The 23131-nt window shown below is 26.9% G+C and carries 25 protein-coding genes; 5 read left to right on the top strand and 20 right to left on the bottom strand.

Annotated elements, in window-relative coordinates:
* Nucleotides 1-61: 61 nt before the first annotated feature.
* The 11 genes from yihA to J7M87_RS02820 form a co-directional block, all read right to left on the bottom strand.
* Entirely contained in the window at nt 62-664 is a 603-nt protein-coding gene (gene yihA / locus J7M87_RS02870) for a ribosome biogenesis GTP-binding protein YihA/YsxC (RefSeq protein WP_291648508.1), read from the bottom strand.
* A complete protein-coding gene (gene lon / locus J7M87_RS02865) occupies nt 660-2990 on the bottom strand; it encodes an endopeptidase La (RefSeq protein ID WP_291648475.1) in 2331 nt (776 codons plus the stop codon). Before lon ends, yihA begins: the two co-directional genes overlap by 5 nt.
* 344 nt (nt 2991-3334) lie before the next feature.
* Nucleotides 3335-5023, bottom strand: coding sequence for an ATP-dependent protease LonB (gene lonB / locus J7M87_RS02860; protein WP_291648473.1), 1689 nt, complete (start codon nt 5021-5023; stop codon nt 3335-3337).
* A 196-nt stretch (nt 5024-5219) separates the two neighbouring features.
* On the bottom strand, nt 5220-6515 hold the full coding sequence (gene clpX / locus J7M87_RS02855; RefSeq protein WP_291648471.1) for an ATP-dependent Clp protease ATP-binding subunit ClpX: 1296 nt from the start codon (nt 6513-6515) through the stop codon (nt 5220-5222).
* 51 nt (nt 6516-6566) lie between these two features.
* Nucleotides 6567-7148 carry an ATP-dependent Clp endopeptidase proteolytic subunit ClpP gene (gene clpP, locus J7M87_RS02850; RefSeq protein WP_291648469.1) on the bottom strand — a complete coding sequence of 194 codons (582 nt, stop codon included), beginning with the start codon at nt 7146-7148 and terminating at the stop codon, nt 6567-6569.
* Between the two features lie 156 nt (nt 7149-7304).
* A complete protein-coding gene (tig, locus tag J7M87_RS02845) occupies nt 7305-8588 on the bottom strand; it encodes a trigger factor (RefSeq protein WP_291648468.1) in 1284 nt (427 codons plus the stop codon).
* 107 nt (nt 8589-8695) lie between these two features.
* The gene (locus J7M87_RS02840; RefSeq protein ID WP_291648466.1) at nt 8696-9505 is read right to left on the bottom strand and encodes a hypothetical protein; all 810 of its coding nucleotides are present in this window, start codon (nt 9503-9505) and stop codon (nt 8696-8698) included.
* A 75-nt stretch (nt 9506-9580) separates the two neighbouring features.
* Nucleotides 9581-9760, bottom strand: a complete 180-nt coding sequence (locus J7M87_RS02835; RefSeq protein ID WP_291648464.1) for a hypothetical protein — start codon at nt 9758-9760, stop codon at nt 9581-9583.
* Between the two features lie 435 nt (nt 9761-10195).
* Nucleotides 10196-11527: a M23 family metallopeptidase gene (locus tag J7M87_RS02830; protein ID WP_291648462.1), complete on the bottom strand. Its 1332-nt coding sequence runs from the start codon at nt 11525-11527 to the stop codon at nt 10196-10198.
* A 17-nt stretch (nt 11528-11544) separates the two neighbouring features.
* Nucleotides 11545-12597: a hypothetical protein gene (locus J7M87_RS02825; RefSeq protein ID WP_291648460.1), complete on the bottom strand. Its 1053-nt coding sequence runs from the start codon at nt 12595-12597 to the stop codon at nt 11545-11547.
* Nucleotides 12598-12807: 210 nt separating this feature from the next.
* On the bottom strand, nt 12808-13149 hold the full coding sequence (locus J7M87_RS02820) for a hypothetical protein (protein WP_291648458.1): 342 nt from the start codon (nt 13147-13149) through the stop codon (nt 12808-12810).
* Between the two features lie 140 nt (nt 13150-13289).
* Here J7M87_RS02820 and J7M87_RS02815 point away from each other — a divergent pair, with 140 nt between their 5' ends.
* Nucleotides 13290-14057 (top strand): histidinol phosphate phosphatase, encoded by a 768-nt coding sequence (locus tag J7M87_RS02815; RefSeq protein WP_291648456.1) that lies wholly within the window; start codon nt 13290-13292, stop codon nt 14055-14057.
* Nucleotides 14058-14108: 51 nt separating this feature from the next.
* Here the strand turns inward: J7M87_RS02815 and J7M87_RS02810 are convergent, their stop codons facing one another.
* The 9 genes from J7M87_RS02810 to J7M87_RS02770 all read right to left on the bottom strand — a co-directional run bounded on the left by J7M87_RS02810 (nt 14109) and on the right by J7M87_RS02770 (nt 21443).
* A complete protein-coding gene (locus tag J7M87_RS02810; RefSeq protein ID WP_291648455.1) occupies nt 14109-14612 on the bottom strand; it encodes a GNAT family N-acetyltransferase in 504 nt (167 codons plus the stop codon).
* An 89-nt stretch (nt 14613-14701) separates the two neighbouring features.
* Nucleotides 14702-15166, bottom strand: coding sequence for a GNAT family N-acetyltransferase (locus J7M87_RS02805; RefSeq protein WP_291648453.1), 465 nt, complete (start codon nt 15164-15166; stop codon nt 14702-14704).
* 208 nt (nt 15167-15374) lie between these two features.
* Nucleotides 15375-16175, bottom strand: a complete 801-nt coding sequence (locus J7M87_RS02800; RefSeq protein ID WP_291648452.1) for a YhfC family intramembrane metalloprotease — start codon at nt 16173-16175, stop codon at nt 15375-15377.
* A gap of 21 nt (nt 16176-16196) precedes the next feature.
* Nucleotides 16197-17279, bottom strand: a complete 1083-nt coding sequence (locus J7M87_RS02795; RefSeq protein ID WP_291648451.1) for a DUF5808 domain-containing protein — start codon at nt 17277-17279, stop codon at nt 16197-16199.
* Between the two features lie 28 nt (nt 17280-17307).
* Nucleotides 17308-17823, bottom strand: coding sequence for a DUF5808 domain-containing protein (locus tag J7M87_RS02790; protein WP_291648450.1), 516 nt, complete (start codon nt 17821-17823; stop codon nt 17308-17310).
* On the bottom strand, nt 17783-18442 hold the full coding sequence (locus J7M87_RS02785) for a DUF1648 domain-containing protein (protein WP_291648449.1): 660 nt from the start codon (nt 18440-18442) through the stop codon (nt 17783-17785). The genes J7M87_RS02790 and J7M87_RS02785 overlap by 41 nt, the downstream gene beginning before the upstream one ends.
* Complete coding sequence (locus tag J7M87_RS02780) at nt 18442-18831, bottom strand: GntR family transcriptional regulator (protein WP_291648448.1); 390 nt, start codon at nt 18829-18831, stop codon at nt 18442-18444. The genes J7M87_RS02785 and J7M87_RS02780 overlap by 1 nt, the downstream gene beginning before the upstream one ends.
* A 304-nt stretch (nt 18832-19135) precedes the next feature.
* Nucleotides 19136-20737: an ABC transporter permease gene (locus J7M87_RS02775; RefSeq protein ID WP_291648447.1), complete on the bottom strand. Its 1602-nt coding sequence runs from the start codon at nt 20735-20737 to the stop codon at nt 19136-19138.
* A complete protein-coding gene (locus tag J7M87_RS02770; RefSeq protein ID WP_291648446.1) occupies nt 20730-21443 on the bottom strand; it encodes an ABC transporter ATP-binding protein in 714 nt (237 codons plus the stop codon). Before J7M87_RS02770 ends, J7M87_RS02775 begins: the two co-directional genes overlap by 8 nt.
* Nucleotides 21444-21707: 264 nt before the next feature.
* Here J7M87_RS02770 and J7M87_RS02765 point away from each other — a divergent pair, with 264 nt between their 5' ends.
* From J7M87_RS02765 to J7M87_RS02750, 4 genes are all read left to right on the top strand, one after another.
* The gene (locus J7M87_RS02765) at nt 21708-22334 is read left to right on the top strand and encodes an ECF transporter S component (RefSeq protein WP_291648445.1); all 627 of its coding nucleotides are present in this window, start codon (nt 21708-21710) and stop codon (nt 22332-22334) included.
* 214 nt (nt 22335-22548) lie between these two features.
* Nucleotides 22549-22737 carry an alpha/beta-type small acid-soluble spore protein gene (locus tag J7M87_RS02760; protein WP_291648444.1) on the top strand — a complete coding sequence of 63 codons (189 nt, stop codon included), beginning with the start codon at nt 22549-22551 and terminating at the stop codon, nt 22735-22737.
* A gap of 37 nt (nt 22738-22774) precedes the next feature.
* Nucleotides 22775-22963, top strand: coding sequence for an alpha/beta-type small acid-soluble spore protein (locus tag J7M87_RS02755; protein ID WP_008676832.1), 189 nt, complete (start codon nt 22775-22777; stop codon nt 22961-22963).
* A 37-nt stretch (nt 22964-23000) separates the two neighbouring features.
* A partial coding sequence (locus J7M87_RS02750) for an alpha/beta-type small acid-soluble spore protein (protein ID WP_291648506.1) occupies nt 23001-23131 on the top strand: 131 nt, incomplete at its 3' end.

Below are 23131 nucleotides of genomic sequence, written 5' to 3'. Positions count from 1 at the left end.
ATTTTAAATTTTTATAAATAAAAAAGGAACTTATAGTATTTATTATAAGTTCCTTTATATATTATTCTTCTATATTCTGAACTATAGGCCCAAAAAGGGTATCTATTAATTCATCTTTTCCTTTTTTATTAACTGAAGAAAAGAAATATAGTTTATCTTCCTTTTCTAAATTTAACGCTTCTCTAATTACTTTTTCACTTTTTCTTAATTCATTATTAGACAGCTTATCACTTTTAGTTGCTATAACTACCTCATCATACCCATAAAACTTAATCCATTCATGCATTTGTATATCATCAGCTGTAGGCTTATGCCTAGAATCTACTAAAAGTACTACCCTTTTTAATTCTTGTCTTCCATTTAAATAAGTTTCTATAGTTTTTCCCCAACTTGCTTTTTCAGTTTTAGATACTTTAGCATATCCGTATCCAGGCAAGTCAACTAGATAAAATTCATCTCCATTTATTATAAAGAAATTAATTAATCTTGTTTTTCCTGGTGTTTGACTAACTTTTGCAAGCTTTTTCCTATTAGTCAAAGCATTTATTATAGAACTTTTACCAACATTAGAACGTCCCACAAAGGCTATTTCTGGCAGTCCAGTTATTGGATATTGCTCTTTTTTAACTGCAGATATAACAAAATCTGAATTTTTAATTTTAATCAATAGTATCAACTCCAATTATAGCTTTATTTAACACTTCATTAACATGATCAACTGTAATGATATCAAGCTTATTTTTTACTGTATTTGGTATTTTAATTATATCTTTTTCATTTTCTCTTGGTATTATTATAGTATCAATTCCAGCTCTATAAGCAGCAATTGATTTCTCCTTTAATCCACCTATTGCAAGTACTCTACCAGTTAGGGTAACCTCTCCAGTCATGGCAACATTACTTCTTACCTTTTTATTAGTCAATGCTGAAATAATAGATGTAATTATAGTAACTCCTGCAGAAGGGCCATCTTTCTTTATAGAACCTTCTGGGAAATGTATGTGAATATCAGTATTCTTATAGAACTCTTCGTCTATACCATATTTTACTGCATTAGATCTTACAAATCCAAATGCAATTTTAGCTGATTCTTGCATAACATCACCTAACTGTCCTGTAAGCACCAATTTACCTGTTCCTTTCATAGTAACAGATTCTACTGGCAACGTATCTCCACCAGCAGCAGTCCACGCCATACCTTTTACTACCCCAACTCTATCTTCTGTTTCCTTTATATCAAAACTATATATCTTGCTTCCTAAATATTTCTCAATTCTATTAGAAGATATTGATATTGACTTCTTATCATTCTTTATCATTTCTGTAAGAGATTTTCTTATTAATTTTCCTAAAACTCTTTCTAAACTTCTTACTCCAGCTTCTCTAGTGTAAGAGTTTATTATTTCCTTTATAGAACTTTCAGATATCTTAAATTGATCAGATGTTAACTTATGATCTTTTAATAATTTTGGTATAAGATAACCTTTAGCTATATGATATTTTTCTTCATAAGTATATCCAGATACTTCTATAATCTCCATTCTATCTAATAGCGGCGCTGGTATTGTATCTAGTGAATTAGCTGTTGTTATAAATAATACTTTGGATAAATCCATATCTAACTCTAGATAATGATCTCTAAATGTATTATTTTGTTCACTATCTAATACTTCTAAAAGAGCATCTGCAACATTACCTCTATTATCTGATCCTAACTTATCTATTTCATCTAATAAAATAAGTGGGTTATTAACTTTAGCTTCCTTTAAGGCATAGGCTAATCTACCTGGGATTGCCCCAACATAAGTCTTTCTATGACCTCTAATTTCCGCTTCATCTCTAACTCCTCCTAGAGACATTCTTGTATACTTTCTATTAGTTGCATTTGCAATTGATTTAGCTATTGATGTCTTACCTACTCCAGGAGGCCCAACTAAACATAATATAGGTCCTTTTAGATTATTTGTATATTGTTTTACAGCTAAATATTCTACTATTCTTTCTTTTACTTCTTCTAGGCCATAATGTTCATTATCAAGTATTTTTTCTGCTTCTTTTACATCAAAATTATCCTTTGTTGATTTACTCCAAGGTATATCAAGTATCCAATCTAAATAAGTTCTTATTACATTACTTTCAGAACCTTGACCAGATGCTGATTTTAACCTTGAAAGTTCACTTTCAGCTTTTTCTCTTACATGCTTAGGTAATTTAGCCTTCTTAATTCTTTCTTCATATTTAGATATCTCTTTTTTGTCTTCATCATCTTCTCCAATTTCTTCTTGGAGTACTTTTATTTGCTCTCTTATATAATATTCACGCTGAGATTTATCAACACTTTCTTTAAGCTTCTTACCTATTTTCTTTTCAACATTTATTATATCTATTTCATTTTCTAATATAACAAGTAGCTTTTCTATTCTATTGATACAATTAATTTCTTGTAATATTTCTTGTTTTTTATCTTCATCTACAATTACATATGAAGCAACTATATCTACAAGTTCACTATAATTCTCTATTGTATCAAATATAGATATAACATTATTTCTTATATTTCCTGAAGCTTTAATATATTTACTAAAACTCTTTTTTAAAGAATTTATATAAGCTTCAATATTTTCATATTCTTCATTTGAAGGTTCTTCTATTCTTTCTACTGATACTTTTAAATATTCTTCACTTGAATCTAATTCTCTAATTTCTCCTCTATCTAATCCTTCGACTAAAACCCTTATTACATCATTTGGTAGTTTTATTATTTGTTTTACCTTACATATAGTTCCTATATCATAAATATCACCAATTTCTGGTTCCTCTATTTCATAATCCTTTTGAGTTGCTAAGAATATATCTGTTTGCTTTTCCATCGCTGCTTCTATAGCTGCCTTAGACTTTTCTCTTCCTACATCAAAATGTATTATCATATTAGGAAAAATACTAATTCCCCTTAGAGGAATCAAAGGTAGAGCCATTAATTTTTCACTCATTTATTCCCATCCTCCTTACATTATTATGTAACTTTTATAGTATACACATAAAATTATTATTTTTCAATCTATTTTAATCTATACAATACATAATACTTAAATTTTCATATAAAATAAATAATATTAATTATCATATTATATTTATTATTATAATTATAATATAAACTTGAAATTTAGCAATGGACAATATTAGTAATGAATAATACTATTAAACTAATTTATACTCTTCGACTTATAATCAAAAAAGCTGCCTTACGACAGCTCATTAAAAATTATGGATATATCTTTATCTATAAATATAACTTTATTGATGTAAATTTTTCTAGATTACTAAATGTAGAATGTTATTCCTCTCCTTTAGCTGATAATATATCTATATTGTTGTTAACAACTATATCCTCAACAGCTATATCTTGAACAATTACATCTTTTAATATTGATTCCTCTATAACTTCATTTAAGCTTTTGACAGCTACAACTTTTATCCCTTCTATATCTTTAAAACTATCCTTCCAATTTTCAGTTGGTATAATTACTTTTGTTGCTCCAGCCTTTTTTGCTGCATTTATTTTTGCATTTACTCCTCCAATAGGCTTAACTTCTCCCAAAAGACTTATTTCCCCAGTCATGGCAACTTTATTACTTACCTTAACTTTATTTATAGCACTATATATAGCAGTTGCAATTGCTATTCCTGCTGATGGTCCATCAACCGGCATCCCTCCAGGAATATTTATATGTATATCATAATTTTCGCACTCTAAATTAAAGATATTGTTTAAAACTGTAAGAACATTTTGTATTGATGAGTATGCTGTACTTTTTCTTCTTATTTTTCTATTATTACTACTTATTTCTTCTTCCTCAACAATACCTGTAACCTTTAAATTTCCTATTCTGTGCGTAACTTTCTTTGCTGTTGCTTCTATCTCCATTAATATACCTATATTAGCTCCATGTACTGCTAATCCATTAACTACTCCTATTTCTGATTTATCCTTAACTTTCTTATCAGGAATTTGAGTATAATTTCCATTTTCTACAACCCACTGTATATCATCTATATTTATATCACTTCTATTTTCATTTATTGCTACTCCTGAAGAAAGCTGTATTAAATTTACAACATCTCTTCCATTAGTACAATACTTTGAAATTAAATCTAAACATTTATCATCTATTTCTAATCCAACCTTATTAGCTGCGTTTTTGGCTATTGTCTTTATTTCCTCAGGATGTAAGGATCTAAAGAATATTTCAACACACCTTGATCTTATAGCAGGAACTATTTCTTCTGGACTTCTTGTAGTAGCTCCTATTAGCCTAAAATCTGCTGGCAGCCCATTATCAAATATTTCTTTTATATAATCTGGCATATTAGGATTTTCACTACTGTAATATGAACTATCCAAAAATACTTTTCTATCTTCTAGTACTTTAAGTAACTTATTTAGTTCTATAGGATGCAATTCTCCTATTTCATCCATAAATAACATTCCTCCATGTGCCTTTGTAACAGCACCCGGTTTAGGTTGGGGGATTCCTGCAACACCTAGAGAGCCAGCCCCTTGATAAATTGGATCATGTACTGAACCTATTAAAGGATCCGCTATTCCTCTTTCATCAAATCTTATTGTCGTTGCATCAATTTCTATAAATTTTGCATCTTTCTTAAAAGGAGATTTTTCCACCTTCTTAGCCTCTTCTAATACTAACCTAGCAGCAGCAGTCTTCCCCACCCCTGGCGGTCCATATATAATAACATGCTGTGGATTAGGTCCACATAAAGCAGCTTTTAAGGCTTTTATTCCATCTTCTTGCCCTATTATTTCTTCAAACTTAGTTGGTCTACTCTTCTCTGTTAACGGTTGGGTTAATTGAATGCTCCTCATTCTGTTTAACTTATCCATTTCCTTAACATTTTCTCTCTCAATAACAACCTTATTATTACTATGGCTTTTATTGTTGTTTACCATATAATAAATAAATATTATCATAGTCGTTATTTGCAATACCACCAATACTTCAGTCATAAATTTTGCATTACCTTTTAAAAAGTTAATGCTCCCTCCCTTCTTTTAGTCATATCAATATTATTAACTTAATTAAAGGTTAATATTCCATAAAAAAAGGGGGAATTACCATTACTTTTCTTGAAAATATTTTATTTTTTATGTTTAAAAACAAAAAACATCTTATAGTTAGATATAACAATAAGATGTTTTTTTATTATGCAGTTTCTATGCCTTTTCTTTTCTTAGTTTTCTTAGCTTTTAATTGAGGTCGTACTTCACCTTCAGCTAATTTAACAATTTCCGGATTATTTTTTTCTTTTATACAATCTTCATTTATAATAACTTTAGATATCGATTCGTCAGAAGGAATATCAAACATAACTTCTGTCATCATTTCTTCTACTATTGATCTTAAACCTCTAGCACCAGTTTTTCTTTCAATAGCTTCATTTGCTATTGCTTTTAATGCATCATCAGTAAAATCTAGTTCAACATTATCAATCTCAAAAAGCTTTCTATATTGCTTAACTAAAGCATTTTTAGGCTGAGTTAATATATTCACTAATGCATCATTATCTAATGATTCTAAGGTTACTACAACTGGTAATCTACCAACAAATTCAGGTATAAGTCCAAATTTTAATAAATCACTTGGCATTATATCTTTAAGTAGTTTACCAACATCTTTAGTATGTCTAGATGTTATATTAGCACCAAATCCTATAGAACTCTTTTCAGTTCTTTTTTCTATTATTTTATCTACACCATCAAATGCTCCACCACAAATAAATAAAATATTAGAAGTATTTATTTGTAAGAACTCTTGATGTGGATGTTTTCTACCACCTTGAGGCGGTACTGAAGCTGTTGTTCCTTCAAGTATTTTTAATAATGCTTGCTGAACACCTTCTCCTGAAACATCTCTAGTAATAGAAGGATTTTCAGATTTTCTTGCAATTTTATCTATTTCATCTATATAAATTATTCCTTTTTCTGCTCTTTCTATATCGTAATCGGCATTCTGGATTAACTTTAATAGAATATTTTCAACATCTTCTCCTACGTATCCTGCCTCTGTTAATGTTGTTGCATCTGCTATAGCAAATGGAACATTTAAAAACTTTGCTAATGTTTGAGCTAGAAGCGTTTTACCAGATCCCGTAGGTCCTAATAAAAGTATATTACTCTTTTGTAATTCAATATCATCGTCTATCAAATTAGAGTTTATTCTCTTGTAGTGATTATAGACAGCAACAGATAATGATTTTTTAGCTTTTTCTTGACCAATTACATATTGATCTAAATAATTTTTTATTTCATTTGGTTTTGGAACACTTGTTGTATCTAATTCAATACTGTCCTCAAATTCATCCGCTATTATTTCTGAACATAAATCTATACACTCATCACAAATATATACACCTGGTCCAGCTATTAATCTTTTAACTTGTTCTTGATTCTTCCCACAGAAAGAACATTTAAGTTGTTTCTTCTCATCGTACTTAGCCATAAATTCACCTCGCTTAGATTAAGATAGAACTTTACTTAGTTCTTACCTTTATCATTTTTTCGTAATTACCTTATCTACTAACCCATAATTCATAGCTTCTTCTGCTGTCATAAAGTAATCTCTCTCAACATCTGCTTTTATTTTTTCTAGAGGCTGATTAGTATTCTCACTTAATATTCTATTTAATGATTCCTTAATCTTTATTATTCTCTTTGCGTGTATATCAAAATCAGTTGCTTGACCTTGGAAACCACCTAAAGGTTGATGAATCATAATTTCACTATTTGGTAATACAAACCTTTTTCCCTTTGCTCCAGATGAAAGTAAAAATGACCCCATTGAAGCTGCCATGCCTATACATATAGTAGATACATCAGGCTTAATATATTGCATTGTATCATAAATAGCCATACCCGCAGTTATTGATCCTCCTGGACTATTTATGTAAAGATGGATATCTTTATCAGGATCTTCACTTTCTAAGAATAATAACTGTGATACCACTAAATTAGAAGTGGTATCATTAATTTCTCCACTTAACATAATTATTCTATCTTTTAATAACCTTGAGAAGATATCATAAGATCTTTCTCCTCTACTAGTTTGCTCTACGACCATAGGAACTAAACTCATTTTTATTCCCTCCTTCTCTATTTTCTACCTTCTTTTATAATATATCCATATTCTTAAAAAACTAATTATATTAAATTATATAAAATTTTATTTATTTTGTTAATGAATATTTGAAATAATTGCCAGAATTTTATTCTAGCAATTATTTTTTGTATATTATTTATTATTTTCAACTAAAAACTTTATAGTCTTTGATACTTTAACATCAGCAAGAAGTGCTGCTCTTTGGCCATTCATTAATAAATCAACCATTTTTTCGTCTTCTTCAGCTGAATACATTTTTGCAACTTCCTTAGCTTTTTCTTTTAATTCTTCTTCTGTTGCATCTATATTTTCAGCTTTTTCTACAGCTTCTAAAACTAAATCTGTCTTTACTTTAACTTCTGCGTTTTCTTTCATATATTCTCTCATTTTTGCTTCGTCTGTGCCAGTAAATTGGAAATATTGTTCTAGATTTAAACCTTGATATTGAAGTCTTTGTTCTAAGTTTCTTACCATTGTATCAATTTCTTTTTCAACCATAACTTCCGGAACATCAACCTTAGCATTTTCAACAACAGCTTTTATAATTGCATCTTCATATTCTCTTTCTGCTTTATTGTTGTTTTCTTCTTCCATCTTCTTAACAATATCTTCTTTTAATTCTGCTAATGTATCGAATTCTGAAACTTCCTTAGCAAATTCATCATCAATTTCAGGTAATTCTTTTATCTTTATTTCTTTTACTAAAACTTCAAATTTAGCTTGCTTATTATTTAATTCTTCTCTTCCATAGTTTTCTGGGAAAGTTACGTTAACTTCTACTTTGTCTCCAACTTTCGCTCCAACTAATTGATCTTCAAAAGTATCTATGAAAGTACCTGATCCTATTTCAAGTGAATAGTCTTTACCTTCTCCACCTTCAAATGCTACATCATCAATAAAGCCTTTGAAATCAATACCTGCTGTATCCCCAGTAGCTATTTCCCCATCTTCTTTAGTTTCAATTCTAGCATTTTTTTGTTGCATTTCTTTTAATTTTTCATTTATTGCATCTTCTGTAACTTCATAAGATGGCTTTTCAACTTTTAATCCTTTATATTCTCCTAATTCAACTTCTGGATAAACTGTAACTTCTGCAGTATATACAAATTCTTTTCCTTCTTCTGCAGTTACTATGTCTACCTTCGGATAATCAACAGGAATTATGTTGTTTTCCTCTAATGCCTTTGAATATGATGCATCTATTGCAAAATTAACTGCATCTTCAATTAAAACTCCTATACCATAGTATTTTTTAACTATCGCCATAGGAACCTTTCCTTTTCTAAATCCTGGTACATTAAAGTTTTTAACGTTTTTATTATAAGCTCTTTTTATAGCTTCTTGAAATTTTTCAGCCTCAACCTTTATTTCAAACTTAATAACGTTTTTCTCTATTTTTTCCATTTTAGCTTCCATTGTACTCTTCCTCCTAAAATAGTAAGATACTATCATAATTGATATAACTAGCTTATTATACCATACTATATCAAATACTTTCAAATATTTGTTTATTTAAATTTATCTTAGTTGACTAAATCACTATTTTGATTTACATATTTAACATTGCCATCAATCACAACTTCTAATCCCTTTTCTTTCAAATCTCCAAATTTTATTTCCTTACCTTTAGAATTCCATAAGGTTTTATGGCTATTATCATTTAAATCTATAACCCATATATATTTATTTAAATCATATCCAAAATAAGGTACATTACTAATGTATGCAACTTTTGTATCTGTTACAAACTTTGCTTCTACATTCCATAAGTATCCTTTATATGTTTGAAGAACTGAATCTTTATTAAATATTTCTCCATTTGGAGCTGTATATTTATCTTTTGTTATATTAGCCTCTTTATTATTTACATTAAAAATCTTCATATTTTGATTTTCATCTATAGTTAAAATTAAATTCTTTGCATTATTCATAAAATAATAAATATTGCTTTGAACTTCCTTTATATCTTTAAATTTTATAGTTCCATTTATTTCTTCATATTCTGCTTTTAATATAGAATTTTCATTAACAGCAAATTCCATAGTTTTACCCTCTGGTTCTTTAGGCGCTTCTTCAACCATTTCTCCATTTTCACTATTTTCACTATTTTCTGTATTTTCAATTTCTTCATTTACACTGTTAGAAGGCTTATCTGCATCAATCCACATTTGAACTTTATTCTTAAATGTGTCCATATTTATACTATTCATAGCTATTTTCATAAATATAATGCCTATAATCAAAACTCCTATAAAAGAAATAGTAGCTATTATTCTTCTTCGTTTTTTCATTTTCCTCTCATAATCTCTACTGAATATGCTAGGTCTTCTCACACCTAATACCTCCCATAATTTATATTTTATATTAAAAGCTTTTACATTTATTTATTATAAAATACATTTATAGTATTATTTTCTTTTACTTTTGCAACCACAACCTGAACTGCTTCCCTTACTACTACAACATCCACCACATTTTAATAAGCCAAGATCTCTCATTTCTTGTACTGATAGCTTAGCTTCATTTTTTGTATAATCTTCGTAGTCAGGTGTTGACTTTAATATATCTTCATTTTTAAAACTTTTCATTTAAATCACCTCAATTTATATTATATAACGTATTTTATTGAAATCTCTATATATTTTATATATTTTTATATATTTTTATTTTATAAAATGCTAATATTTTCAGAAAAAATCTTATTTTCGATAATTTTTCTAAAAACTATTGGATTTTTTGACAAAATATAATATAATAATTATATAAATTTTACAATTATTTTATTAATTACATATTTTTTCAACATATGAATTAGCCCATACTACTGATAATATTTTTATTATCAGTTTTAATAAAACCCCACATATGTTCATTTATTCCCTTTCTTAAATGAACATAAAACCCTTTAACCTGTGCAGCTTTTGTACAGGTTTTTTTATAATTGATAATTAAGCTTTGCTTATTTTTTTAATTATCAAATGTCAATCATCAATTATCCATTAAAAAAAGGCCTTTCGGCCTTTTTATACATATCCCATAGGACTTATATGTTGTCCATTAATTCTTATTTCCCAATGAATATGAGGTCCAGTACTCTGGCCTGTAGATCCAACATATGCAATAGTTTGTCCTCTTGAAACAGCTTGTCCAACGCCTACTGCAAGTTCACTATTATGTGCATATAAAGTTTGCACTCCACCGCCGTGATCTATAATTATTGTTTTTCCATATCCGGATATCCAACCTGAATATGCAACTACACCACTTTTTGAAGCTGCAACAGGAGCTCCATAAGGATCGCCTAAATCTACACCGGTATGGAATCCTGATTCACCTGTTACAGGATTAATTCTTGGTCCATAAGGATCTGTTACAACTCCGTAACCAGGTCTTAGAAACGTTTCATTATTTGGATCTCCAGGAACTACATTTCCTCCTGAATTCTCTCCTCCACCAGAACCATTTCCACCTGAATTATTTCCATTATTGTTAGAGCCATTATTTATTTCATTAAATATATTATCTAAGGTAGCTTGTAATTCCTTGTTATAGGAAACTAAATCACCAATTTGTTCTTCTATCTCTTTTTCTTTATCTGATAAAGATGCTATTATTCCTGATTTTTGTGATTCTAATCCATATAGCTCGTTCATTTTACTTTGATGGAATTCTTGTTTTACTATGAATTCCTTTTGAGCTTCTTTAAGCTCATCTTGCTTTGCTATTACTTCATTTTTATCAGTTTCTATTTTTTCTAATCTTTTTGAAATCTCAATTTTTTCTTCTTCTAATTGTTTTTGAAGCTCTCTTGCTGATTCCATTAGTCCTTTGTCTAAAGTCATTATTCTAATTACATTTTGAATATTATTAAATAAAGAAACTACACTTTCACTTTTTAATATCATATAAATATAATTTGCAGTTACGTCCATTTTATAGTAATTTCTTACTCTCTGGTCTAATGCTTCTTTTATCTTTCTACCTTCTTCTTCCTTTTCTACAATAAGGGCTTCTTTAGTAGAAATTTCATTTTCAGCACCTGCTATCTCTGAATTTATTCTATCAATTTCACTTTGTACCTCATCTATTTTAGCCTGATACGCATTAACTTCTGCCTGAGCACTTTCTAAATCCTTACTTTTTTCATCAATTTGATTCAAAATCCCTTGAAGTTCACTTGATTGATTTTCTATTTCTCCATTAACTTTCTCTTTTTCATTTTCTAATTTATTTATATCATTTTGATTTTGTTCAATTTTATCTTGTAAGGAACTGCTACTTTCTGCAAGCGCTAATGTATTGCTTGAAAAAATCACTACAACAGCTAAAGTTACTGCTTTTAATTTCTTATTCATAAGTTTTACACCTACCCTTATTCTAAATTAAACTTTTGTACATCGGTTATTTCCCATTTTCCATCAACATATTCCATTTGAGTTAAAAACATTTCATTAACATTATTTTTTATGAACGGGATAAGCTTTTTACTTACACTATAATTTAAATTTATAACTATATTAGCTTTGTAAGTATTATCTTCATAATAAAACTCACTACTTTTAACTTCTGTATTTAATTCAGTAAGCTCATAATTATTTTTTAAGAATAAACTTTCTCTTCTTATATTGTCATAAATTTTACTTTTTGTATTTTCTTCTGCATTTTTTATTAAAGAATAATCGTTCAAATTTAGAGCATTAAAAACACTACTATAAAAAATGTTAGTACAACTGTCTATTTCACTTAATAATTTATCATTAACCATATTAATATCTATATTTATATTTGGTAAGTCTCCCACATTAACTTTTTCACTTTTCAATACACCCCATGGAAATTCTCTTTCCAAAGATATCTTTATATCTTTGTTTATGGGTATTGGGCCATATTTTTTTATATCTTTTACTTTTTTATCTATTTTTTTGTCATTTATAACTACATCTGCATCATCAAAATTTGAAGATAGGCTTATATTAATAGCTTTTAAATTTAATACATATTCCTCATTTTGCATCAAAAATATTTCTTGTTCTTCAGCAACTTCTCCATATAAAGTATCTAATTCCCCTCTTATTTTATATTTCCCGGGAATTAGACCTTTTTTTATCTTTGTTGCATCTATAAGCATATTATCAACATAAATCTTAGCATCATCAAAATTTGTATTAATTTTTATAGAAACAGGCTCTATTTGTATTTTATAATTATTAAAAAATAATATTTTATCATTTTTCAAAGTAAAAAGCCTGCTTTTTTCATTACTTTTTAACCCTCTTATTATATCATCAACTTGTTTAGTATTTTCTGAATAATACTCTGATAACGGCTGTAAATCCCTTTTACTTATTTTTTTATCCTCAACTCTAATCTTTCTATATATTTGTCCAGGTTTATTTTCTTTTAAAGCTATTTCCAGCTTCCTCAAAACAATATCCTTTGAAGCCTTATAGCTCCCTACCCCAAAACCAATTAAAATAAAAAAAACTAAAATCGTGCTAAGTAGTATTTTTCGCTTAATTAGAAATTCTTTAATATTATTAAAACTCAAACTTTTTATATCTCCTTTTAAAAGGCATATGTATTCTTTTAAGTTTTTTAATAATCTATCAAATTTCCTCAAATTTATCAACCCTCTTTACTCTAAAATATCTATTATCCATTTTTTACATGTTACGCACTTATATATTCTTATTACAAATAAATCCAACATTTTTTGTTTTCCTAAGCTTGCTAATGCTTCTACTTCTGCTTGTGTTAAAAACTCATCATTTTCATCTAAAAATCCTGGTATTTCAACTATGTAATTTTTATTTGTCTTTTCACAACATTCATTTTGTCCTACTACTTCTATTTCCTCATACGTAAGATCTTTGCTAAGTTCTTCTATTATAGGCAATATATCTTCAAATTCGTCTAAATTATCTAAAAATTCTTCCTTATAAAATACCAAATCTCTTATTTCGAATAATTTTTTCATAAAAACACACCTTTATTTATATTTTAATTTAATTTTATATTTAATAATACCATTTATCAAGATATTTTGATATTAAGAAACTATTAATAAATATATGATATAATAAAAAAAACAACATTTTATTCTCAAGGAGGGATTATATGATATTTGATAGCCATATGCACTCAAAATTTTCTACAGATAGTGATATGAATATATTAGATGCTATATCTATTAGTAATGAAAAGAATATTGGTATCATAATAACTGATCATATGGATTTAGATTATCCAGTAAAAAATGAATTTAGATTTGATGTTCCTACTTACTTTAATAAATATGAAAAATATAGATCAGATAAATTAAAGCTAGGAATAGAAATTGGATTAACACAAAATACCTTTGCTCAAAATGAAAAAATAGCTTCTAGCCATGATTTTGATTTTATTTTAGGTTCTATACATGCGGTCAAAGATCTAGATATATATTGTGATTATGTACATCAAGGTTATAATAAACATGACTTCTTTTCTTATTATCTAGAAGATATGTTATCTTGTGTAAAATTATATAATAACTTTGATTCCTTATCACACATAGATTATCCTTGTAGATATTGTTTTTTTGAAAATAAAGAAATACCATTCTCAGATTTTGAAAATATTCTTTATGAAATATTCATTACTCTAATAAACAAAGGAAAAGTTTTAGAGTTAAACTCAAGTAGACTTCATATCAATTCAGCTAGAGAATCCTTATTTGATATATATAAACTATACAAAGACTTAGGTGGCAAATATGTTACTTTAGGTTCCGATGCCCATAATCATAAAAACATTTCTAATAATTTTAATATAGCATTAGACTTTATAGACTCCATTGGCTTAAAAGGAGTTTATTTTAACAAAAGAAAACTTCAATATTTCTAAACTAAGAAACAGCTATATTATGTATTTATAATATAGCTGTTTTCTTTTGCATTATTTCATTTCACTTAAATTTATTATCTCTTTTTCTTTAAGCCTATATACTGTCCATTCATCCATAGGAATTGCCCCTAGAGATTTATAAAATCTTATTGATGGTTCATTCCAATTAAGACATGTCCATTCCATTCTCTTACAACCTTCTTCTCTTGCTTTCTGTCCTAAGAATTTAAACACTTCTTTTCCTAATCCTTTTCCTCTAAATTCCTTTTTTATAAATATGTCTTCTAAATAAAGACCACTTCTTCCTATGAATGTAGAAAAATTATAAAAATATAATGCATATCCAACTGGCTTTTCATCTAACTCTAATATTACTACTTCTGCTCTATTATTTTCAAAAATAGAGTTTCTTAATGTTTCTTCTGTTGCAATAACTTCATCTGACATCTTTTCATATTCTGCTATTTCCTTTATTAAGGATAAAATCAATGGAATATCCTCTTCTGAAGTTTCTCTTACTTTAAAATTTCTTATATTAGTATCATAATATCTCATAAAAATTCCCCTCTTCTCTAACTATATATGTTTCTATTAATACTATACATAATTTAAATTAATAATATATTAAATCGTCAATATTTATTTTAAGCTATTTCCTTTATCATAGCTATATCACATCTATCACATACTTCTTCGTTAAAATCTTCAAATCCATACTTTTTATAAAGTTTTATAGCCTTATATAAAGCTGAATTAGTTTGCAAAGTAATTTTTTTATAATTGAGTAACTTAGCAATTTTAAAAGAGTTTTCTATCATTATATTTCCAAGCCCCATTCCCTGAAAATCTTTCTTTAGATACATCTTTCTTAATTCACAAGTTTCATCATTTATCTTATAAATACCATATGTTCCTATTATGGCTCCATTACACTCTATAACTTCAAAATCCCCATTATTTTGAATATAGTATTTAGATATATCAGTTATATCTAAATCCTCTACTTCTGGATTTAAATCTAAACCATAAAGATTCAGTACCTCTCTTACCAAATTTAGTATTTCTACTTCATCTCCATCCCTAGCTTTTCTTATTAAAATGTTCTTCATAAACATGCCCCCTTATTTATCTAAATAAACTAATAAATCTCTATAAAAAAATAGATATATATAATTTTGCTTATTTCGTCACTTCACTCCAAAGTCAACTCAAAATTATATATATCCACTTAAGATTAAATGAAAGGAAATAAGCAACTATTAATATCCTTTATAAGATTTATTGATTTACTAATTTATTAACATTATAAAGGTTTTTTTATAATATTTCATTATAATCATTGAATTTTTTTATGAAAATTTTAAATATATATAGTACTAAAATTAATACAGCTATAAATAGAATTCCTTCAACCATAAATATATTTTTTATAACTCCAGCTTGATATAGAGCTGCCGGAAAATTTATTACAGCATGAATTAATATGGCTACTAGGTAATAGATATATTTTCTTTCTTTCACTGCATACAAAACTACAATTGATAATGATATGTGAATCATAATAGCAAAGATTCTTTCTATTCCAGTCATTGCCCACATAATGGAGCTACTATTTACAAATTGATCATAAGTAGCGCTTATAACTTCCTTTGGTATTAATAATCCCTCCATTATAGATTGAAAACCGCCTTTATTAATTAAAATAGAATAAACTATAGAATTTATACTACTTATTCCGCCAATTAAAATAGCTTCTATTCCACCGTGTCCAAGTCCATATGTTACACCACTCATTAAGTCCCTATCTTTTATTATAAATTTAAAAGATATAAGTCTTGCTGTTTCTTCAAATATTCCAGCCATAAGGCCTCCATATAGCATATACGCTATTGGTGTACTTAATAAAAATTCTGATGTAGTACTATTTAACTTCAAAAAATATGAATGTATTGGAGCTTCCAAGATTTGTACAGAAATAAAAAATGCTGCTGCACCTATAAAGAATACTTTTAAACTTACATTATATTTCCTTTTTAAAAATATAACCCCTACTATAGGTAACAACACACTCACAAGAAAGCTAAATACCATAAAAATAATTGATAAGCTACTAACCATAATTAATCCCCCTTTATAAATTTAAATATTAAACTTTACATCATATACAGCAAATATAATTATTAATAATATAAATAAAACTAATGATATTGATGATTTTTTATTTGCAAAATTAATTGTATAACCTATTCCAACCCTTTTTTCTACCATCCAAGCTGGATCATTCTTATTATAATAAAACATCCCCCATATCCATTTATCATCATCATTCTTGTATAGGTCATCCCCTTCATTTTCTTCTTCTATATTCCGTCCGCCTTGACCTATTAATATAAATATTATTATGAATAAAACCATACTAATAGATATAAAACCATTAATAAAATTCTCTAATGATTTAGTATAAAAATTATAAATTATTCCCAACTGTATCACTGAGTATAATGCAACCATTTCTAACTCTGTTATAAATAAGAATATAGAAATTAACCTTTTAAACTTTTTCTTTCTTTTCACAGCTGTTTCTATATTTCCACTATTTAAATCTACTTTTGAAGTTAAAGTTATTTTCGTTAGCAAAAACATAACTAAGCACATTACAACTTGATATATAGGCATTTTATAAACACTATAAGAATTTATATTTAAAATATATTCACTTCTTTGTATGGTTAATACTAAAATTATAATAGAAATTAATATTGGTACTAAGAAAAGATTATCATTTAATGGTTTATATCTTTCATTTCTCTTTGGTTTTCTTAATGTAGTATCAACAACAACAACATTATTAGTTTTATAATTCCAATTATTCTTTTCTTTTAACTTCTTTATAATTTTATAGTAAATGCCAAATATAATAATATAAATTAAAAGAGCACCTATTAATGATATTGTCATTATCACTGATAATATAGCTTCACTAGCTCTAAAATTCAAAATCATAATTATATTATTTATCGTAAAATAAATACCAAATATATAAAGCACCTTTCTTTTATAATCTTTATTTAAGGCTTTTATTTCACTTGTCTCCTGATACTTTTTAGGAATTCTAACTCCAAAATATATCCCCTTATTAGAAGTATTATTCAAATAATATGATAAAAGAACCATAGTTATTATAACTATATTTGAAGTTAATATAATCATAAGGCTTTGCAAAATAAATACACCTCCTATCTGTATCTTATTATATTCCTCTTATAGCCAAGCATATAATTGCTACTAATACTAGAATTATAGGTAATACCATAATAATCATTCCTATTGGATTTCCTAAATTAATATCCCAACCAATGCCTATTCTTTTTTCCACGAAAATACTTGGATCATTTTTATTGTAATAAAAACTTCCCAATATCCAATGTCTATCATCATCTCTATAAATTTCTTCATCATTCTTTTTAACTTTTATATTTTTTCCGCCTTGTCCTATCTTATAACTTATTAAAAGAAAAACAATTATAGTAATAAATATAACTATTAAGCTAATTATATTTACTTTATTGATGCTCCATCCATACAACGTACAAAATTGTATTAATGCAAATAAAATAATAATTTCTAATGCAATAGTAAATAAAAATACTGAATTAAATCTTTTAAATATTCTTCTTTGTTTTTTTATTTCTTCTAAAGTCCCACCATTTATTTCACTCTTTCCATTAATAGCAAATTTGTTCATAGCGAGTAAAAATAAAATCATTCCTACTTGAATTAAAACTGGAAATAAAGCTAAATAAAAAAAAACCTTGAAAACCACTTTTTTCCACAAAACTATCTGCAACGCCTTGAGCATTATAATGAATTGGAAATAGTTCTGGAACATCTTTATATGACAAAAGAGTCAGTATAAGTGTTATTATAGGAATAATTAATAGTAATAAATAAGTTTTGCTCCTTACACCTACAAAGTCTTCTTTATTTTTAGGTTTTCTTATAGATGTATCTACAACAACTACATTCTTACCTAATTTTCTCCACCCTTTTTCTTCTTTTAATTCACTCATTTTTTTCCAATATATAAAAATTGGAATGTTTGTAATTGCAACTAAAATTAATATTAATAAGGTAAATAAAGATAATTTAGGATAGAAAAAAACTATAGCATTAATAATTAAAATAACTGGTATGCTAAATATTAAGTAAAACTTTTTATATTGTTTTTCTAATTTTAAAATCTCATTATCTTTTTCATATTCCTTAGGAACTCTTACTCCAAATATGATTCCATTATTAGATAACTTATTAACATATAGACCACTAAAAAATGAAATTAAACCTATAAAAATACTCATAGAACATACAATCACTCTTTCCATCATTAACTATTCTCCTTATTTTTAAATTCTAAAAATACCTTATCTATATATAATTTAACTTCCTCTTTACTTATATTCCTGTTAAAACACTGAGCCATATAAAAATATAAATTTTCATCCAAATCACCTCTGAACTTTTCCATTGATTGATTTAAATTCAATGAAACCACTGCACCTTTTCTTCTATCAATTTTAAGATATCCTTCATCCTTGAGCATATTATATGCTTTATTAACAGTATGCATGTTTACCCCTATATCTTCTGCCAATGCTCTTACTGAAGGTAGTTCCTCTCCTATCTCAATTTCAGATTTAGCAATTCCTTCAATAACTTGATTCTTTATTTGTACATATATTGGGGTTTCCGAATCAAAATCTATTCTTAAGATCACTTTCTCACCTCGTTTTTACTTTTATAGAAACTACAATAAAACATTTGCTACAACTCTTCGTAGTTCATTTAAATATTAAATTATTATTTTAACTTATACAACTTTATTATATATTAAAATTCATGATTCTTAACTTTATTATTTAAAATAGACTTATATAACTAATTAATAGGAGGTTTATTTTCTTCCTTTTCATTAGAATTACTCTTCTATATCTGTTGTGATATTATAAAGCCTAATAAATCTGAAATAATGTAGATAAAGAGCTGTCGCATAATTAAATAGCTTTCTGCGACAGCTTCTTTTAATCTAATTTATTAAATAGTTTTATACTAATTGTATTTAAAATTATTAATAATCCAGTTAGAACTAGAATTAAATATAAAATTACAAGTGTAATAAATAAAACTATATTTGTGATTTCTAAAGTTATAAATAATAATATAGGAAGTCCAACAATTATTACTGAAATAATCATTTGAATGATTACGCTTATACTTTGTTTCACTACAGCAGTTTCTGAAGTCCAATTTAGATTAGGAAAGAAATTGTTAACTACTATACCTAATATTGAAATTATTAAAGAATATAGTATCGTTATTATAATTAACCATACCAATTCGATTAATGATAACTCCATTGAAAAGAAGAAAATAATATCACTTATTAAACCTGCTGGTATTATTAATATTAAATTCAACATTATCTTTCCTTTAAATATATCTATTACTTTTATTGGACTAGACTTTAGTATCCATAAATTTTTTCCTTCCATAGATATAGAAGAATTTGTAGTACAAGACAGAGATAAAATTCCGCATACAAAAGCAATAATAAATAAAGGTATAATACTATCAACTACTTCAATTTCAATAACCTTAAATAAAATTTCTTTTCCCATAAACAAAGTTGATATAGCTGCTATCAATAGTAATACTGGACCTATAATTGTATTTAATACATATACAGGCGAAGAAAAATATCTTTTCATCTCCTTTTTAGTTAGTGCAACTATTTGAGATGATGTAGTCATTTTATCTATTTTATAATTAGATTTTTTAAAGCTCTCTTGTAATTTTGAATTTATAACTTTAAAAGATCTATTAAATACAAAAACAAATATTGAAAAAATTAAAATTGATAAACTTATAAATATAACTAAATCTTTAAAATCTAAATTTATTAAAGCATTAACGCCATATATCGCTGGAGGATATAACTTTAATATTCCAGAACTTAATGAGCTACTATTGATTATTAATTTCTCAACTAAATTTCCACTTTTAAATGAAAGTAACATTATCAATAAAATGAATAATAATGTGGCAGAATTTATAACTAAGTTTTTATGCTTCATTCTTGAAGATATATAACTAATTATAAATGCTATAATAGATGATACGACAATTGGAATTAGTGGTAATGCCAAAAATACTAAAAATAAATATATAAAAAATACATATGATAATTCAACTTTACTAAAATAAACAAAGGCTGGAGGTATAAATACAAATAATAGAAACAAATAATTTATTCCTAGTAACTGTGTCATCTTATTAATTAAAATAGTGCTTCTCTTAATAGGTAAACTCATAAGCAAATCATAATCTTTTGAAGAAAATAATATTCCTTGAGCTTTATATATTGAAGTAAAAAATATCATCATTACACTTAAGATAAATCCCATTACCAATAATAAGTCAATAAATCCCATACTTTCTAATCCATCAGCTAATAGCTTAGAATATTCTACAGCTATAAATCCGACTGATATCACAGAAATTAATATTATTGTTGCTATAGATATATTCCTAATTCTCTCACTCTTTGATTTTTCCTTAAATATTTTATTAATTCCTACAGAATTAATAAATGTTGTCTTAAATAAACTCCATAAATTACTCATTATCTATCAACTCCATAAATATATCTTCTAATGAACTATTTCCTTTAACTTCATCCATCTTACCTTGAGATACTATATTTCCATCTTTTATTATTGCTACCTTATTGCATAACTTTTCTGCTACTTCTAGAACATGAGTTGAAAAGAATATTGCTACTCCTTCTTTACACAGCTTTTTCATTTCTTCTTTTAAAATATGTGATGCTTTAGGATCTAACCCAACAAACGGTTCATCTAAAATTAAAAGCTTAGGTTTATGAATTAATGCAGAAATTATAACTAACTTTTGTTTCATTCCATGAGAATATGATGATATTAAATCCCCTAGTGATGATGTTATTTCAAATTTTTCTGAATATAGCTTTATTAGTTTTTCTCTTTCTTCTTTTGATACCTTATATATATCTGCTATAAAATTCAAATATTGAATCCCTGTTAAAGCTTCATAAATATCTGGATTATCAGGTATATATGCTATTTTTTTCTTACATTTAATAGGATTATTTTTAATTGAATCTCCATCAATTAATATCTCTCCTTCATCAAACTCTAAAATCCCTACAATAGCTTTTATAGTTGTAGTTTTACCAGCTCCATTATGACCAATAAATGCAAATATTTCTCCACTATTAACTTTAATTGATACATTATTTGCCGCTCTTTTTCCATTTTTATATGACTTCGAAAATTTAATTATTTCTAACATATTATTACCTCTCTTATTATACTTGTTATATATATATACTATAACAAGTATAATAAACTTACAATACTTTTTCAATTTTTTATATTAAACTTATTAAACATCAACTTAAATTATTCATTTATTATTGATATAATATTTTACTTTACAGTTTTTTCTTATATGGTAAAATAATATTGGTCGGTATTCTTAAGAAACCGAACTTAATGCAAAAATTCATTTTTTGCCGAATTATATCCTATAAGGAATAAGAACGGAGGAATCAAAATGTTAAATGCAAGAGGGATGGGAAACTCTCGTCAAAATGTAAGAAAGATGGTAGTAGTTGCAATGCTATCGGGTATTTGTTTATTCTTAGGAGTAACAGGTCTTGGTTTTATACCATTACCGCTCTTTAAATTAACAATTTTACATTTACCTGTAATAATTGGAGCAATAATTGAAGGTCCAGTAGCAGGAGCTTCAATTGGATTCATATTTGGTATTTTTTCAATATATCAAAACATAACTGCTCCAACTCCAATGTCTCCATTTTTCTATAATCCAATTGTTTCTATACTACCTAGAGTACTGATAGGGGTAATTTCCTATTATGTGTATAGAACTTTAAAAAGAAAACTTAAAAATAAGAAACTATCTATAGGAATTGCTGCTGTTTGTGGCTCTTTAACAAATACAATTGGAGTTCTTGGAAGCATATACTTAATTTATTTTAAGGATTATGCATCAATTCTTGTTGGAAATGGAACCATTTCCGCTGGATCAAGAAGCACAGTTACAATTGCACTCTTGTCTATAATAGGTACTAATGGCGTGGCAGAGGCAGTTTTATCTGCATTAGTTGCAATTCCAGTTATTATAGCAATTTTTAAAATTCAAAAGATAAATAATTAAGGTTATATAAGGTTATTTGAAAATCATTTTCAAATAACCTTTTTTTATAGTTTGTACCATTATATTCTTTATTAAGATTACCTTTCCTTTAATGTATTAAATTTTATAGTTTATTAAAATTTAATTTACACAATATATTAGTACAAAGTCAAACAAGCTTTGTAAAAAGAAAACTCAATAAAAGAGTTTATATGTTTTCAAGGAGGGATTTATTATGGCAAGTAATAGACAATTAATTCCAGAAGCTAAACAAGGATTAGCTAGATTCAAAAATGAAGTAGCTAACGAGATGGGAGTACCTTTCTCAGACTATAATGGAGACCTTACTTCAAAACAATGCGGTAGCGTTGGTGGAGAAATGGTTAAGAGAATGGTTGAACAATACGAATCAGGATTAAAGTAAAACTTTAATTTAATATTTTTATAAGGAGGGATTTATTATGGCAAGTAATAGACAACTAGTTCCAGAAGCTAAACAAGGATTGGCTAAATTCAAAAATGAAGTAGCTAACGAAATGGGAGTACCTTTCTCAGACTATAATGGAGACCTTACTTCAAAGCAATGCGGTAGTGTTGGCGGAGAAATGGTTAAGAGAATGGTTGAACAATACGAATCAAAAATTAAATAATATACTTTTAGAATTAAAATATTAGGAGGGATTTGTTATGGCAAGTAATAGACAACTAGTTCCAGAAGCTAAACAAGGATTAGCTAAATTCAAAAATGAAGTAGCTAACGAAATGGGAGTACCTTTCTCAGACTATAATGGAGACCTTACTTCAAAGCAATGCGGTAG

The organism is Clostridium sp. (assembly GCF_017888565.1).
Taxonomy (GTDB): Bacteria; Bacillota; Clostridia; order Clostridiales; family Clostridiaceae; genus Clostridium.
The sequence above is the reverse complement of the archived record's forward strand: the minus strand, read 5'-3'. Positions and strand labels throughout refer to the sequence as shown.

Bases quoted from the DNA above. Each gene is read 5' to 3' on its own strand.
- lon (WP_291648475.1), bottom strand. From the start codon at position 2,990: ATGAGTGAAAAATTAATGGCTCTACCTTTGATTCCTCTAAGGGGAATT.
- lonB (WP_291648473.1), bottom strand. From the start codon at position 5,023: ATGACTGAAGTATTGGTGGTATTGCAAATAACGACTATGATAATATTT.
- clpX (WP_291648471.1), bottom strand. From the start codon at position 6,515: ATGGCTAAGTACGATGAGAAGAAACAACTTAAATGTTCTTTCTGTGGG.
- clpP (WP_291648469.1), bottom strand. From the start codon at position 7,148: ATGAGTTTAGTTCCTATGGTCGTAGAGCAAACTAGTAGAGGAGAAAGA.
- tig (WP_291648468.1), bottom strand. From the start codon at position 8,588: ATGGAAGCTAAAATGGAAAAAATAGAGAAAAACGTTATTAAGTTTGAA.
- J7M87_RS02835 (WP_291648464.1), bottom strand. From the start codon at position 9,760: ATGAAAAGTTTTAAAAATGAAGATATATTAAAGTCAACACCTGACTAC.
- J7M87_RS02830 (WP_291648462.1), bottom strand. From the start codon at position 11,527: ATGAATAAGAAATTAAAAGCAGTAACTTTAGCTGTTGTAGTGATTTTT.
- J7M87_RS02820 (WP_291648458.1), bottom strand. From the start codon at position 13,149: ATGAAAAAATTATTCGAAATAAGAGATTTGGTATTTTATAAGGAAGAA.
- J7M87_RS02815 (WP_291648456.1), top strand. From the start codon at position 13,290: ATGATATTTGATAGCCATATGCACTCAAAATTTTCTACAGATAGTGAT.
- J7M87_RS02810 (WP_291648455.1), bottom strand. From the start codon at position 14,612: ATGAGATATTATGATACTAATATAAGAAATTTTAAAGTAAGAGAAACT.
- J7M87_RS02805 (WP_291648453.1), bottom strand. From the start codon at position 15,166: ATGAAGAACATTTTAATAAGAAAAGCTAGGGATGGAGATGAAGTAGAA.
- J7M87_RS02800 (WP_291648452.1), bottom strand. From the start codon at position 16,175: ATGGTTAGTAGCTTATCAATTATTTTTATGGTATTTAGCTTTCTTGTG.
- J7M87_RS02790 (WP_291648450.1), bottom strand. From the start codon at position 17,823: ATGATTTTATTTTTACTCGCTATGAACAAATTTGCTATTAATGGAAAG.
- J7M87_RS02785 (WP_291648449.1), bottom strand. From the start codon at position 18,442: ATGATGGAAAGAGTGATTGTATGTTCTATGAGTATTTTTATAGGTTTA.
- J7M87_RS02775 (WP_291648447.1), bottom strand. From the start codon at position 20,737: ATGAGTAATTTATGGAGTTTATTTAAGACAACATTTATTAATTCTGTA.
- J7M87_RS02770 (WP_291648446.1), bottom strand. From the start codon at position 21,443: ATGTTAGAAATAATTAAATTTTCGAAGTCATATAAAAATGGAAAAAGA.
- J7M87_RS02765 (WP_291648445.1), top strand. From the start codon at position 21,708: ATGTTAAATGCAAGAGGGATGGGAAACTCTCGTCAAAATGTAAGAAAG.
- J7M87_RS02760 (WP_291648444.1), top strand. From the start codon at position 22,549: ATGGCAAGTAATAGACAATTAATTCCAGAAGCTAAACAAGGATTAGCT.
- J7M87_RS02755 (WP_008676832.1), top strand. From the start codon at position 22,775: ATGGCAAGTAATAGACAACTAGTTCCAGAAGCTAAACAAGGATTGGCT.